11 protein-coding genes and 1 pseudogene are annotated in these 15,016 nt (G+C 68.3%); 6 read left to right on the top strand and 6 right to left on the bottom strand.

Features of this window, described 5'->3' with window-relative positions:
• Positions 1-41: 41 nt before the first annotated feature.
• Positions 42-3,590, top strand: a complete 3,549-nt coding sequence (locus OZ671_RS06695) for a YhdP family protein (RefSeq protein WP_268860017.1) — start codon at positions 42-44, stop codon at positions 3,588-3,590.
• A gap of 234 nt (positions 3,591-3,824) precedes the next feature.
• Here the strand turns inward: OZ671_RS06695 and OZ671_RS32045 are convergent.
• The 3 genes and pseudogenes from OZ671_RS32045 to OZ671_RS06680 all read right to left on the bottom strand — a co-directional run.
• Positions 3,825-4,085, bottom strand: a pseudogene (locus OZ671_RS32045) (zinc-binding dehydrogenase); the annotation flags it as partial.
• Between the two features lie 259 nt (positions 4,086-4,344).
• Entirely contained in the window at positions 4,345-4,668 is a 324-nt protein-coding gene (locus OZ671_RS06685) for a rhodanese-like domain-containing protein (RefSeq protein ID WP_268860015.1), read from the bottom strand.
• 129 nt (positions 4,669-4,797) lie between these two features.
• The gene (locus OZ671_RS06680; protein ID WP_268860014.1) at positions 4,798-5,892 is read right to left on the bottom strand and encodes an anhydro-N-acetylmuramic acid kinase; all 1,095 of its coding nucleotides are present in this window, start codon (positions 5,890-5,892) and stop codon (positions 4,798-4,800) included.
• 113 nt (positions 5,893-6,005) lie between these two features.
• Here OZ671_RS06680 and tyrS point away from each other — a divergent pair, with 113 nt between their 5' ends.
• Positions 6,006-7,259, top strand: coding sequence for a tyrosine--tRNA ligase (tyrS, locus tag OZ671_RS06675; protein ID WP_268860013.1), 1,254 nt, complete (start codon positions 6,006-6,008; stop codon positions 7,257-7,259).
• A 15-nt stretch (positions 7,260-7,274) separates the two neighbouring features.
• A complete protein-coding gene (locus OZ671_RS06670) occupies positions 7,275-7,895 on the top strand; it encodes a glutathione S-transferase family protein (RefSeq protein ID WP_268860012.1) in 621 nt (206 codons plus the stop codon).
• Between the two features lie 139 nt (positions 7,896-8,034).
• Here the strand turns inward: OZ671_RS06670 and OZ671_RS06665 are convergent, their stop codons facing one another.
• Positions 8,035-9,468, bottom strand: coding sequence for an aminotransferase-like domain-containing protein (locus tag OZ671_RS06665; protein ID WP_268860011.1), 1,434 nt, complete (start codon positions 9,466-9,468; stop codon positions 8,035-8,037).
• Positions 9,469-9,706: 238 nt separating this feature from the next.
• Between OZ671_RS06665 and OZ671_RS06660 the strand changes: the two genes are divergently transcribed.
• Positions 9,707-10,438 carry a transporter substrate-binding domain-containing protein gene (locus OZ671_RS06660; protein WP_268860010.1) on the top strand — a complete coding sequence of 244 codons (732 nt, stop codon included), beginning with the start codon at positions 9,707-9,709 and terminating at the stop codon, positions 10,436-10,438.
• A gap of 224 nt (positions 10,439-10,662) precedes the next feature.
• On the opposite strand, the gene leuD is transcribed toward OZ671_RS06660, so the two are convergent.
• Entirely contained in the window at positions 10,663-11,241 is a 579-nt protein-coding gene (gene leuD, locus OZ671_RS06655; RefSeq protein ID WP_268860009.1) for a 3-isopropylmalate dehydratase small subunit, read from the bottom strand.
• The gene (gene leuC, locus OZ671_RS06650; protein WP_268860008.1) at positions 11,238-12,635 is read right to left on the bottom strand and encodes a 3-isopropylmalate dehydratase large subunit; all 1,398 of its coding nucleotides are present in this window, start codon (positions 12,633-12,635) and stop codon (positions 11,238-11,240) included. The genes leuD and leuC overlap by 4 nt, the downstream gene beginning before the upstream one ends.
• Positions 12,636-12,822: 187 nt before the next feature.
• Here leuC and OZ671_RS06645 point away from each other — a divergent pair, with 187 nt between their 5' ends.
• Together OZ671_RS06645 and OZ671_RS06640 are read left to right on the top strand one after the other, a co-directional pair.
• On the top strand, positions 12,823-13,629 hold the full coding sequence (locus OZ671_RS06645; protein WP_268860007.1) for a GntR family transcriptional regulator: 807 nt from the start codon (positions 12,823-12,825) through the stop codon (positions 13,627-13,629).
• A gap of 84 nt (positions 13,630-13,713) precedes the next feature.
• Positions 13,714-14,949, top strand: a complete 1,236-nt coding sequence (locus OZ671_RS06640; protein ID WP_268860006.1) for an ABC transporter substrate-binding protein — start codon at positions 13,714-13,716, stop codon at positions 14,947-14,949.
• Positions 14,950-15,016 lie beyond the last annotated feature (67 nt).

Here is a 15,016-nt window from a genome sequence, read left to right as displayed (position 1 = left end):
ACACGCGCCTCTGTGGCGGCAGCAGCGAGGGACGAGGCGGAATGGACATTGGCGCCGAACACGGCCGCCCCTGCGCGCCCGCACCGACCCGGCCGGGTCGGTTCGCCGCCTTGTGGGAGAACCGGCGTGTTCCGCCGTTCCTGACCTGCTGGCTGCAGCGCCGCTGGTGGTCCTGGCGCCGTGGTGTCGTCGCCGCCGTCGCCGCTCTCTTCCTGGCGGTCGCCGCGCCCTGCGCCTATCTCACCTGGCAGATCAGCCGCGGCGGAACGGTCGCGCTCGACCTTCTCACGCCCTGGATCGCCAGCTCGCTGTCGAGCCAGCTCGGCGACGGCCGCTCGGTCACCATCGGCTCGGCGGTGGCCGCGCGCGACGTGTCCGGCGGCGTCGAGGTGGAGGCCGAGAACGTCACCATTCACGACGCGGAGGGGCGGCGCATCATTTCCATGCCGCGTGTCGCGCTCGGGCTCGACGGCATGCCGCTGCTCGGCCGGCCATCGGTACGCCGCATCGATCTCGTCGGCGCTTCCGTCGCGCTGAAGCTCGGCGAGGACGGCCAGATCGCCTTTGCCGCCGGCGAATTCCGCACGTCCCCACTGCCGCCGGCGGCCGCTCCCGAGGCCGGCGGCGACCAGGCGCCGCAGGCCGAGATCCGCTCGAACCTCGCCGAACCCGACATGTCGCCGTTCCGGCGCCTCGGCATCTGGCTCGACCTGATGGAGAAATCCGGGCTCGACGGCCACCGCCTGATCGGCGTCGGCCTGCGCAATGGCACGGTCATCGTCGACGACGTGCGCTCCGGCAAGCGGTTCATCTTCGGCGGCATCGATTTCGACATGAAGGCGCCGGCCGCCGGCGGCCTCACCCTGTCGGTCGCCGCCTCCGGATCCGGCGCGCGCTGGAATTCGCAGGCTGCGATCACGCCGCGCGATGCCGAGGGCCGCCGCAAGATCGACCTCGTGGTGGCCGGACTGTCGCCGCGCGATCTCAGCCTCGCCCTGCAGAACCCCGAACTGTTCCACGCCGACACGCCGATCTCCGGTTCGCTGAAGGCCGAGCTCGATTCCTCGGGCGACCCCGCCCAGTTCGCCGGACGGGTGGCGCTGGGCGCCGGCACGGTCGGCGACGTCAGCAATCCCGAGATGCGCATCGCCATCGATCAGGCCGCCGCCGACGTACGCTGGCAGGCCGGCACGCGCGGCCTCAGCATCGAACGGGTGCATTTCTCCGCCGGGCAGAACCAGGGCGAGATGAACGGCACGGTCTGGACGCCGGCGGCGCGCGGCGAGCCGCTGGTCGTCGAGATCGCCAACGCCGCCACCGTCACGTCCCTGCTCAATCCGCAGGAGCCGCCGGTGCCGCTCGGCCTGACGCAGTCGCGCTTCGTCTATCAGCCGGACAGCCGGGTGCTGACCATCGAGCGGATGAACGTCAATCAGGGCGCGGCGACGGTCGCCAATGTCACCGGCCGGGCGACGCTCACCAGCGCCGCTCCGGCGATCTCGCTGCGCGTCGAGGCGCCGCGGCTGGCGCTGGCTGACGGGCTGAGGCTCTGGCCGCGCATCACCAATCCGCACGTGCGCGACTGGGTGGTCGACAACCTGTCCGGCGGCGTCGCCGAGGACACCATCGTGCGCATCGAGATCGCCGAGGGTCAGCTCGCCACCATGCCCATGCTGCTGGAGCCCGATGCGCTGCTGGTGCAGTCCAAGCTGCGCGGCACGGCGCTGCGCGTCCTGCCCAATCTGACGCCGCTGAAGGCGGCCGATATCGACGTCCTGGTCGACGGCCAGGCCACCCGCCTGAACGTGCAGCGCGGCATCCTGGAGCCGGCGCCCGGCAAGCGCCTGACGCTGAGCCAGGGCAGTTTCACGATTGCCGAGCACCGGGTGGCCGATCCGCGCTCGGCGAGCCGGTTCCGTCTCGAAGGGTCGGCGGAAGCGGCCTTCGCGCTGCTCGGGCAGGATGCGTTCAAGGGCGCGGCGACCGGTCCCGCCCTGCCGACCGGACCGGTGCGCGGCAATGTCGTGGCCAATGTCACCGTCAACGTGCCGATTTCGGACAAGCTGCAGCCGAGCCAGATCGATTATCGCGTCGACGCCGATTTCACCGCCTTTGCCGGCGACAAGGTGTTCGGCGAGATGCGCATCGAGAATGCGAGCTTCAAGGTGGTCACCACCCCGCGGGACTTCCTGCTGCGCGGCGACGGCCGGCTCGGCGGTGCCCAGGCGAATTTCGAATACCGCAAGCCGCGGCCCGATGCGAAGCCGGTCATCCGCCTCACGGCCACGCTCGACGATGCCGGCCGCAACCGCCTCGGCCTCAATATCGGCTCGCGCATCGTCGGCCCGACCCCGCTGAAGGTGACGACGGAGGGGGACGATTCCGGCCGCTATGCGGTGGAGGCTGATCTGACCCAGGCAACGCTCGCCGAGCTGCTGCCTGGCTGGAACAAGCCGCGCGGGCAGGCCGCCAAGGCGCGCTTCACCGCGATCGAAGGCGAGGGCGGCTGGCGGCTCGAGGATCTCGTGGTCGAGGGCCGGGGCGTCCTGGTGCGCGGCTCGGCGCTGCTCGACAACAGCGGCAGCCTCGTGTCCGGACTGTTCCCGGCCTACAACCTCTCGGACGGCGACCGCATCAATGTGCGGGTGGAGCGGGCCGGCAACGGCCACAAGGTGACCGTGCGTGGCGAGATGATGGACGCCCGCCAGCTGATCCGGCACATGCAGGATCCGACCCAGCTCGGCGGCACCAGCGCGTCCGCCGGCCAGGCGACCGAGCTCGATATCGACATGAAGACCGCCGCCATTGCCGGCGGCAACGGCGAGGTCATCAGGCAGTTCGAGATGCGGCTTGTGAAGCGTGGCGCCGAGATCCGCAATCTCACCGCCAGCGGCCGCGTCGGGCGGAACGCGCCCTTCGCCATCGGCACGCGCGGACAGGGCAGCGCCATGCGGCTCGCGGTCAGTTCGGGCGATGCCGGCGCGGTGCTGCGCTTCCTCGACCTCTGGACGACGATGCAGGGCGGCAGTCTCGCGCTGATCATGACGCCGCCGCGTCCGGACGGCACGATCCGCGACGGCAATGTCGAGATCACCAATTTCACCATCCGCGGCGACAGGGCCATTGCCGGCATGGTCGCCGCCGCCGGCGATCCGCGCGGCGGCCGCCGTGGGCCGCCGCCGCAAGCCAACGACGCCTTCGCGTTCTCGCGCCTGCGCGCGGCCTTCACCCGCACGGGCAGCAAGGTGGAGGTGAGCGACGGCCTTCTGTGGGGCGCGGCCATCGGTGCGACGGTCGAGGGCGAGGTCGACACCGCCCACGACCAGCTCAAGCTGCGCGGCACCTATGTGCCCGCCTATGCGCTGAACAATCTCTTTGCACGCATCCCGGTGCTCGGCGTCTTTCTCGGCGGCTCTCCGGACGAAGGCGTCTTCGGCATCACCTACGAGATCGCGGGTGCCTTCAACCAGCCGCGGCTGACGGTCAATCCGCTCTCGGCGGTCGCGCCGGGCTTCCTGCGCAAGATGTTCGAATTCCGCGGGCGCAGCGTCGTCAGGTCCGACGATCCGGCCACCGGCGGTCTTCGCTGAAGCCGAAAAGAGATCGCATATCAAAAGTTTAGCGAGCTTTCCGGACTCTTTTTCTCGACTGCCTCGAGATGAATCATCGGGTGAAGTCGATGGCGATCTTGCCGAGGCGTCCACCGCTTCGGGAAAGCCGTAGCTGGCGCCGATCACCGGCTCCAATCCGGACGCTTCGATCGCCTTCAGCATGGCCTCGAACTCGCGCACCGCCCCGACCGTGATGCCCTGCAGCCGGATGCGCCGCATGAACCGCCAGCGGCAGGTTGAGCGGCGCGATCGCGCCGGACGGCACGCCCACCAGCGAGATGACGCCGCCCGGGCGGACCGCGCGCAGGGCACCCTGCAGCGTTTCGGCGCCGCCCTCTCGATCACGTGGTCGATGCCGCCGGGGGCCAGCCGGCGAGCTTCCTCCGACCAGCGCGGCCGGGTGGCGTAGTTGATGATGTGGTCGGCGCCGAGCGCACGGGCCGCTTCGCCCTTGCGCTCGGAGGAGGTCGTCACGATGGCGGTGGCGCCGAAGAGCTTGGCGAACTGCAGGGCGAAGATGGCGACGCCGCCGGTGCCCTGGATGAGCACCGTGTCGCCCGCCTTGACGCCGCCATGGGTGGCGAGCGCCGACCAGGCGGCGAGGCCGCGCTGGGCAGGCTGGCCGCTGCCGATTCCATCGCTATCGCGACTTCGCCGGGGCCCGGCGGCGGCGCGGGGCGATCGTCAAAGGCGAGGCCGTCGAGCCCGAAGCGGTGGAGGACGAGCCGGCGCGTCAGCCGCGCTCGAAGCCGTGGCCGGCCATGGCCCAGGCCTTGAGGCCGCCGGCGAGATGCTGGCCATAGGGCAGGCCGTGGCCCTGCGCGATCTCGCTCGCCTGGATCGACCGGACGCCGCCGGCGCACATGAAGACGACGCGCTTGCCCTGCGGATCGGGGATCGCGGCCGGGTCGAACCGCGACAACGGCACGTTGACGGCCTCCGGAATGCGCGCCATGGCCAGCTCATGCGGCTCGCGCACGTCGACGAGCAGGATCTCGTCATTGGCGAGAGCGGCCGCGACCGCATCGGGGCTCAGGTCTTCGACTGTATAGGCCATGGATCTTCCCTTCGGTTCCGCCAAGATAGGCAGCCGTCGACGGCTTCGCGAGAGGGGCGAAGGGCGGAGGGGCAGGCGCCGGCCGCGGAGCGGGCCTTGCAACGAAGCGCGCCCGGGGCGCGCCGCGGCTCAAGCCCCGGCCAGCACGCCGCCGGTGACCGGCTCGCGCACGCCCGTCGTGGACGGGAAGGTCAATGGCAGTCCCGCCATCGAGCGCACGGCGAGGAAGGCGAAGGCCTGCGCCTCCAGGAAGTCCGACGACCAGCCGACCTGTTCGCCGGTCCTGACCTCGGCGCGGGTGTGGTAGGCGATGAGCCGCAGCAGCTCGGCATTGCGCGCGCCGCCGCCGCAGACGATCCAGAGCACCGGACGCTCGCGGACGAAATCGGCCGCCCTGGCGATCGAGCGGGCGGTGAAGGTGGTGAGCGTCGCCGCGCCGTCCTCGGTCGAGACATTGCCGACGATGCGATGGGCGAAGGCGTTGCGGTCGAGCGATTTCGGCGGCGACTTGGCGAAGAACGGATGCACCAGCAGCCAGGCGAGCAGGGCCTCGTCGCCGCGCCCGCGCGCCGCCATGACGCCGTTGTCGTCGAGGGGCTTGCCCGTGCGCTCGCGCATCCAGTCGTCGATCAGCGCGTTGCCGGGGCCGGTGTCGAAGGCGGTCAGCTCGTCGTTCGAGCCGATGAAGGTGACATTGGCGACACCGCCGACATTGACCACGGCGAGCGGCCGCGGCAGCTCCTTCTGGGTGGCGAGCGCGCGGTGGAACACCGGCACCAGCGGCGCGCCCTGGCCGCCGGCGGCAATGTCGGCCTGCCTGAGGTCGTAGACGACGGGAATGCCGAGCCGCTGCCGCAGCGCCAGGCCGTCGCCGATCTGCACGGTCATCTTCAGGTCCGGCCGATGGATGACGGTCTGGCCGTGGAAGCCGACGACGCCGATATCGGCCCGGCTCAGCCCGTGGGTCGCCAGGAATGCCTCCACCGCCTCGGCATGGGCGCGGGTGATCAGGTCCTCTGCCTTGGCAAGCAGGGGCGTGCGGGTCAGCCGGTCGTGCAGGGCCGCGCCTTCCTTCAGCGCCTCGCGCAGCAGGGCGCGCTCCTCGTCGCCGTAGGCGCGGTAGCCGGTCGGCCCGAAGCCCGAAATGCTGGTGCCGTCGGTGTCGATCAGAGCCACATCGACACCATCCATCGATGTCCCCGACATCAGGCCGATCGCGCGCATGGCTCTCCCGATCCAGACGACTCAAGAGGTGAAATCACCGGATGCCTCTGCTACACCGGCTGCCCGCCGGGCGCGAGGCCCGTCGTGCAGCCACCCCCTGTCTCGGAAAGATCATGACCGCTCCGACATCAGATTTCCTGCGCATTCTGCAAGAGCGCGGGTACATCCATCAGTCCTCCGACTTCGCCGGCATCGACGCCCTGGCGGCCAAGGGCGATGTGATCTGCTATGTCGGCTATGACTGCACCGCCCCCTCGCTGCATATCGGCCACCTCCTGTCGATCATGATGCTGCATTGGCTGCAGAAATCCGGCGGCGGCCGGCCGATCACCCTGATGGGCGGCGGCACGACCCGCGTCGGCGACCCCTCGGGCCGCGACGAGACGCGCAAGATCCTGTCGCTCGATGACATCGAGGCCAACAAGAACGCCATCAAGGGCGTGTTCTCGAAGTTCCTGACCTTCGGCGACGGCAAGACCGACGCGGTCATGGCCGACAATGCGGAATGGCTGACCAAGCTCAACTATATCGAAATGCTGCGCGACATCGGGCGGCACTTCTCGGTGAACCGCATGCTCAGCATGGATTCGGTCAAGCTCCGGCTCGACCGCGACCAGGAGCTGAGCTTCATCGAGTTCAACTACATGATCCTGCAGGCCTACGACTTCGTCGAGCTGGCCCGCCGCTACAACTGCAACCTGCAGATGGGCGGCTCGGATCAGTGGGGCAATATCGTCACCGGCATCGATCTCGGCCGCCGCATGGGCACGCACCAGCTCTATGCGCTGACCTGTCCGCTGCTGACCACGGCGTCCGGCGCCAAGATGGGCAAGACCGCCGCCGGCGCGGTCTGGCTCAATGCCGACATGCTCTCGGCCTATGACTACTGGCAGTTCTGGCGCAATACCGAGGATGCCGACGTCGAGCGCTTCCTGAAGCTGTTCACGACCCTGCCGCTCGGCGAGGTCGGACGGCTCGCCGCGCTCGGCGGCGCCGAGATCAACGAGGCCAAGAAGATCCTGGCGACCGAGGCGACGGCGCTGATCCACGGCCGCGAGGCCGCCGCTGCAGCTGCGGAAACGGCGCGCCAGACCTTCGAGCAGGGTCAGGCCGCGGCGGATCTTCCGACGGTCGCGGTGCCCGAGGCCGAGCTCGGCGCCGGCATCGGCGTGCTCACCCTGTTCGTGCGGGCCGGCCTCGTCGCCTCCAATGGCGAGGCGCGGCGCCAGGTGCAGGGCGGAGGACTGAGGCTCAACGACGAGGCCGTGACGGATCCGCAGATGACGGTATCATCGGGACATCTGAAGGACGGCGTCATCAAGCTGTCCTTCGGTCGCAAGAAGCACGTGCTGATCAAGGCCGGCTAACGGGATGGATGCCTCATGAGCCTGAAGTTTTTCTTTGGCCCGAAGACCTGCGCGCTGGCCTCGCGCATCGCGCTCGAGGAAGCCGGCGTCGCCTATGAGGCGGTGCGGCTCGACATGGCCGGCGGCCAGCAGCGCACGCCGGACTATCTGGCGGTCAATCCGAAGGGCAGGGTGCCGGCGCTCGTCACCGCCCATGGCGTCCTGACCGAAACGCCGGCGATCCTCGCCTATATCGCCCAGGCCTATCCGGCGGCGAAGCTGGCGCCGATCGACGATCCGTTCGCCTTCGCGCAGGTGCAGGCGTTCAACAGCTATCTGTGCTCGACCGTGCACATCAATCACGCCCACAAGATGCGCGGCTATCGCTGGGCGGACGAAGAGACATCCTATGCCGACATGAAGCGCAAGGTGCCGCAGAGCATGGCCGAGAGCTTCACGCTGATCGAGCGGGACATGATCGCCGGCCCCTGGGTCTTCGGCGAGGACTATACGATCGCCGATCCCTATCTCTACACCATGTCCCGCTGGCTCGAGGGCGACGGTGTCGACATCGCGCGCTTCCCGAAGGTCGCCGACCATTTCAAGCGCATGGGCGAGCGCCCGGCGGTGCAGAGGGCAGTCGCCGGCGACGCCTGAAGCCGGCGTAACCGGGGCAATGAAGCTGGCCTGCATTCCGTCGGGCATTTTCGCCTGGCGGCAATGCGCAGGCGAAGACGCGCCGCCTGAGGGGCGCGAGCGGCGACGCGACCGCGAAGGAGCCGTGACGACCCTGTTCCTACTGCGCCAGTTGCTCTCGAGCGAGTTGGCCCAGGCGCTGCACGCCGTCTTCGATGCGATCGTCCCAGCCGTGTCCGGCACTCAGTCGCAGGCAGTTGCGAAAGCGCCGGCTGGCCGAGAAGACGTCGCCCGGAGCGAAACAGATTCCCTGCTTGAGTGCTTCATCGAAGAGTGCGCGGGAATCGAAGTGTTTCGGCAATTCGAGCCAAAGCACGAAGCCGCCGACCGGTCGGCTCATCTTCGTTTCGGGCGGAAAGCTCGCCTCAACGACACGAGCCATATGGACGAGATTGTCCTGAAACACGCGACGGACGCTGCGCAAATGGGTGTCATAAGCGCCGCTGGCCAGGAATTCGGCAACCGCGATCTGGGGCAGGACTGCACCGCAGAGACTGAAAGCGAGCTTGCGCTCGATCACCCGCTGCGTGCGGCCGCGCGCGGTGATCCAGCCGATACGGTAGCCGGGCGCCAGGCTTTTCGAGAAGGAGCTGCAGTAGATCGTGTTGGCGCCGCCATCGAACGCGACGAATGGCTTCGGCCGCTCGCGCCCGAAATAGAGATCGCCATAGACATCATCTTCGATGAGCGGCACGTCATACCGCGCAAGCACGGCGAGGAGCGCGCGCTTGTCGGCTTCGGACATCGCCGAGCCGAGTGGATTGTTGAAGTTCGAAGCGAACGCGCAGGCGGCCACGCGTTCGGTCGCCAGGAGCTGCGCGAGCGCGCCGACGTCGATACCGCGGGTGGGATCGACCGGCAGTTCGAACGCCTTCAGGCCGAGCATTTCGAGCGTATGCAGCAATCCCATATAGGTCGGCGATTCCACCGCGATCGTGTCGCCGGGCTTGGCGACCGCGGTGAGCGCAAGTGTCAGCGCCTCTGTGCAGCCGCTCGTGATCACCACGTCGTCGGGCGACAGCATGTGCTCGACACGCATAGCCCGCTTGGCGATCTCTCCGCGCAGGCTTAGTTCACCCTGTGGCGGGCCATAGACATTGTATCGTGCCCCCTCTCGGCGCGCCGCGCGTGCGAGCGCGACATCGAGGCGTTTCGATCCCAGCAGTTCGCCGTCGGGCACGGCGCAGCCGAAGGGGATGAACGCGCGGTTCGACGAATACTCGAGCAGGGCCGCGACGGCGCCGCTGATCGAGACGGTCGAGGCCTTCGCGCGCCGGCGCGACATCGACGGCAGTGCGAATGCGCCGTTTCGGGGCGCTGCGACGTAGAAGCCCGATTGCGGCCGCGCGACGAGGACACCGCGGTCCTCCAGCGTCCGGTATGTCTTTAAGGCGGTCGACATGCTGACGCCATGCCGGATGCTCAGCGTGCGCACCGACGGGACGCGGGCGCCCGGCGCGAGCGTGCCGTTGTCGATCATGGCGGTAATAAGCCCGGCCAGTTGTTCGTATCGAAACGTCGTGGCGGCAGTCATGGAACCTCGCGGATGAAATCCAGGCACCATAACGCCGCGCGGTCGGGTTTCCAGAAAACTGTTATGGTTCGATATGCGGACGACTGTGCCTGTTATGGTCGAGGCGCGAGCCATATGATGCGCACATGAAGGCTTTCCCCACAGACGCCGGCAATCAGCAGACGGCGTCTACGCTCAAGGCAGAGCGCGGCCGCCGCATGACGCTCTCGCCATTCGACAGTCAAAAGCGAGCAAGGCCATGAAAGTGAGAATTGCCTATATCGAAGAGCCGCCGTTCTACTGGACCGGAGAGGATGGCCGGCCGACAGGCGCCGACATCGAGTTGGCGGAGGTCGTGCTGCGCGCGATCGGCGTATCCGCCATCGGCTATCAGCGGACGTCGTTCGCGGAATTCCTGCCCGGGGTGCAGGAAGGGCGCTGGGATATGAATGTGCCGATTTTCATCACGCCGGAACGCGGTCAGCAAGTGGATTTCAGCGTGCCGGTCTGGACAATCGGCGACGGGTTCCTCGTTCGGTCCGGCAATCCGAAAGCGTTGACGAGCTACGAGGCCGTGGCGGGGCGTGCCGATGCGCGGCTGGGGCTTATCCCGGCCCAGGTGCAGGTCGATTCCGCAAAAGCGGCTGGCGTCCGGGATGATCAGATCGTGTTGTTCAAGGATCAGTCCGAGGCCATCGCCGCAATGATGGCGGGGCGGATCGACGCCTTTGCCGCCACCGCGCTCGGCAATCGTACCGCAGCCCGCGCCCATCCCGCGCTGGACGCGGTGGATGTTGATGCGGGCAAGTCGGGGGCCGAACTGATCGGCGGCTTCTCGTTCAGCAAAAGCAATCCCGGCCTGCTTCAGGCGGTGAACACGGAGCTCCGCCGCTATCTCGGCACCTCCGATCACCGGGCGCGTGTCGCGAAGTACGGATTCACCTCGGCAGAGATCGACGGTGTCATCGCGGGGACGCCCCGAGACGCATGACCGTTCATGGTCCGGCTCGTCGCGTCGCCGCAGTCGCGCCGGCATCACCCGCCGTTCCCGGCGACGGTCATGGCGCTTGGGCGCCAGCCGGCATCACGCCGGACGGGGCAACGTTTCGGCCAACCTGAACGCGCGGAATGATTGGGCCTTGCACAATCGCCTGGCTGTGCAGGTCGGTGCCGGCATGGATGTGATCGGTCTGGCCAGCGTCGACTGGCGGAACATCAGCGCCGCGGCTCGGCCCAGGCCCGCGCCGCGGCATCCTGCTTGACGAAGGCTTCGATCGCCGGCGCCTCGGCGAGCGTCATGTCGATATCGTCCCAGCCGTTCAGCAACTGCGTCCGCCATACCGGATCGATGGCGAAGTCGACGGCGAGGTTGCCGGCCGTGATGCGCTGGCTTGCGAGGTCGACCGTCACGGTCGCCGCCGGCGCCTCCAGCAGCGCTTCGGCGTCAGCCTCGCTGACCAGGGCCGGAAGCACGCCGTTCTTGACGCAATTGGCGGCGAAGATGTCGCCGAAGCTCGGCGCGATCACCACCTTGAAGCCGAAATCGGCAAGCGCGTAGACGGCCGCCTCGCGCGAGGAGCCGCAGCCGAAATTGCGCCGGGCGACCAGGATCGCTTCGCCCGGGGAGGGCGCGGCGAGCCGGCCTTCCGCCACGAGGTCGTGGAGCAGGAAGCGGCCATAGCCCTCCGGCACACGCGGCTCCTTCATGAAGCGCGCCGGAATGAGCTGGTCGGTGTCGATATTGGCGGCCGCGAGCCGCAGCATCGGCGCCGTCTCGGCCTTGAAGGGTTTCATTGCATGCGCCTCACATCGGTGAGCCGGCCGGTGACGGCGGCGGCCGCCACCATGGCTGGCGACATCAGGTGGGTGCGGGCGCCAGGCCCCTGGCGGCCCTTGAAGTTGCGGTTGGTGGTCGAGGCGCAGCGCTCGCCCGGCGCGACCAGATCGCCATTCATGCCGACGCACATCGAGCAGCCGGAATCGACCCATTCGAGCCCGGCCGCCTGGAAGATGGCGGCGAGCCCTTCCTCCTCGGCCTGGCGCTTCACCGCCGACGAGCCCGGCGAGACCACGCCCGGCACCACCGCCTTGCGGTCGCGCAGCACGGCGGCGGCGGCGCGCAGGTCCTCGATGCGCGAATTGGTGCAGGACCCGATGAACACCCGGTCGATCCTGATGCTGTCGAGCCGCTGGCCGGCCGCAAGGTCCATATAGGCGAGGGCATCGCGCGCCGCCGCGGCCTTGACCGGGTCGTCCATGCGCTCCGGATCAGGCACCGTCGCCGAGATCGGCAGCGCGTGCTCGGGGCTGATGCCCCAGGTCACCGTCGGCGCGATCTCGTGCGCCGCGAGCACCACTTCGCGGTCGAAGGCGGCGTCGGCATCGCTCGCCAGCCGCGACCAGGCCTCCTCGGCGGCGGCCAGGCGATCGCCGTCGGGAGCGAAGGGGCGGCCGCGGATATAGGCGGCCGTGGTGGCGTCGGGCGCCACCATGCCGCAGCGGCCGCCGGCTTCGATCGACATGTTGCAAAGGGTCATCCGGCCTTCCATCGAAAGGGCCCGGATGGCCGAGCCGGCATATTCGATGGCATGGCCGGCAGCGCCATCCGCGCCGATCCGGGCGATGACGGTCAGCATGATGTCCTTGGCCGCGATGCCGGGCCCGGTCGTGCCGTCGACCCGGATGCGCAGCCGTTTCGGCTTCTTCTGCCAGAGGGTCTGGGTCGCCAGCACATGGGCGACCTCCGAGGCGCCGATGCCGAAGGCATAGGCCCCGAAGGCGCCATGAGTGGACGTATGGCTGTCGCCGCAGACGATGGTGAGGCCGGGCAGGGTCAGTCCCTGTTCCGGGCCGACCACATGGACGATGCCCTGGCGGGGATCGTCGAGGCCGAACAGCGTGATGCCGTGGCGGGCCGTGTTGGCGGCGAGCAGGTCGACCATGCGGGCGATCGAGGCATCGGGGATCGGACGGCCGCGGCCGCGCGTCGGCACGTAGTGGTCGGCCACGCCGAAGGTGAGGTCCGGCCGGGCGACGCGGCCGTCGCGTGCGGCGATCTGGCCGAAGGCATGGTGCGAGCCTTCGTGCACGAAATGGCGATCGATCCAGATCAGCGACAGGCCGTCGTCGCGGCGTGTCACCACGTGGCCATCCCAGAGCTTGTCGAACAGGGTTGAAGGGGCCGTCATGGGGCAGTTCTTTCGATCACGGCTTGACCGGCGCGAATTGTATCATAGACTAGACAATCAGCGGGAAATTGCGATGGTCTAGTTGACGCCAATGAACTTCGGGGCTCAAACGATTGCCGAAATGCCACACTCCGCAAGGGGTTGTGGGGCAGTGGGCGCCGGAAGTCATTGGGGTGGCAAGGCAATCATGGCAGACGCAATCGAGACATCAAAGACGCGGCGTGTCTACCTGACCCTGCGCGACCGCATCATGTCCGGCGAACTGGCGCCGGGAGCGCGGTTGCCGTCCGAACCGGACCTTGCCGATCTGCACGATGTCTCCCGCGTCACCATCCGCCGCGCCCTCGCCGAACTCGAGCGCGAGGGACTGATCTCGCGCCGGCCGGGCGCCGGCACCTTCATCACCGCCCGCATGATCAAGCGACCGATTGTCGCGGATCTCTCCAACGCGCTCGCCCACCTCGTCGAAATGGGCCGTTCGACCGATGTCCGGCTCCTGCAGTTCGGTTACGTCAGTCCGGCCGTCGAGGTCGCCGAGGCGCTGCGGCTGGAAGACAACGAGAAGGCGCAGCGCTCGGTGCGCGTGCGCATCATCGACGGAGAGCCGTTCAGCTACCTCATTACCCACGTGCCGGAGCGCGTCGGCACGACCTATACCGAGCAGGAGCTCGCCGCAGTGCCGCTCCTGACCCTGATCGAGCGTTCGGGCGTCAAGGTCGACCGGGCCACCCAGACCATTTCCGCGACCCTCGCGGGTCCCGGCGTCGCCGAAGCGCTCGGCATCGACATCGGCTCGCCGCTGATCGCGCTCACCCGCGTCGTCTACGACGTCAAGCGGCGCGGCATCGAGCATCTCGTCGCCTTCTACCGGCCCGACCGCTACTCCTTCCAGATGGATCTGGTGCGCATCGATTCAGGCGGCGATCGCCTGTGGTCGCCGGTCGAGCGGTTCCGGGGCGGCAGCAATTTCAATACCACGGTGAAAGCCGAATGATTGACGCCGCCAGGCTTGCGCGATCACCTAGGAGCGACGTGAGGACCCGGCCGGCATGCGGCGCAGAGATCGAGGGGGAGGGACATGACGGACACCAAAGGGCTGTCTTCGGGCAAGGGCCTGACGCGACGGCGCCTGATCGAGACGGGCGCCGCGGGGGCGACGCTCATCGCGGCGCCCGGCCTCCTGATGGCGCAGCCCGCGCCGGTCAAGCTCGGCATCCTGCAGCCGGTGACCGGCAATCTCGCGCAGGATGGCGAATATGGCCGCCTCGGCGCCGAGGCGGCGATCAACGAGATCAATGCGGCTGGCGGCATCAAGTCGCTCGGCGGCGCCAAGCTCGAAATGGTTTTCGGCGATGCCCGCTCGACGCCGGAGGGCGGCACCCAGGAGGTCGAGCGCATGCATGCGGAAGGGGTGGCGGCCATCATCGGCGGCTTCGCCTCGCCGATCTGCCTCGCCGCCTCGCAGGCGGCGTCGCGCTATGACCTCGCCTATATCGTCGATGTCGGCGTCTCCGACGCCATCGTGTCGCGCGGCCTGAAGAACACGTTCCGCTTCGGCCCTGGCTTCGGCATGGTCACCAAGGCGGCGATCGACAACCTGGTCAAGCTGAACGATGCCGCCGGCAAGCCGGCCAAGACCGTGGTCCTCGTTCACGAGGACGGCCTGTTCGGTACCGGCCTCGCCAAGCTGATGAACGAGCGGCTCTCCGCCCTCGGCTTCCAGATCCTGGAGACCATCGCCCATCCGACGCCGGCCCGCGACATGTCCAATGTCGCGCTGCGCATCCGCGCGCTCAATCCCGACCTTGTCATCCCCTCCAGCTATTATGCCGAGTTCGTGCTGCTGGCGCGGACCATGCAGCAGCAGCGCATCCGGCCGAAGGGCATCTATGCGGTGCTGAACGGTGCGGCCTCGAATTTCCGTTTCGTCAAGGAATTCCCGGACGCCGCAGCCAATGTGATGGACTGCAACCACTGGGCCGACCCACGCAAGCCCAAGGCCGCCGCGCTGCGCAGGCAGGTCGAGGCTGCCGGCCGCTTCTGGCTCTACAACACGCCGCTCAACTATTCCTGCGTCCAGTTGGTGGCCGATGCGATCGAGCGGGCCGCCTCGCGCGAGCGGCCGAAGATCATCGAGGCGATCGCCGCATCGACCTTTGCCGGCCATATCATGCCTTATGGCCCGACCAAGTTCGAAAACGGACAGAATACCGGGGCTGCCCCGGTCAATACGCAGGTCCAGGGTGGTGACATCAAGGTCATCTTCCCCACCGAGTTTGCCGATTCCAAGCCGGTCTTCCCCGTGACCGGCTAGAGCAGGGCGCGCGGCGCTCCGTCTTCGCGCGCCACGCCTCAGACGTCGCTGACACTGCAAGAACCGG

Source organism: Phreatobacter sp. AB_2022a, from assembly GCF_026847585.1.
Classification (GTDB): domain Bacteria; phylum Pseudomonadota; class Alphaproteobacteria; order Rhizobiales; family Phreatobacteraceae; genus Phreatobacter.
Note: the sequence above shows the minus strand (reverse complement) of the source record. Positions and strands in the feature narration are given on the sequence as shown.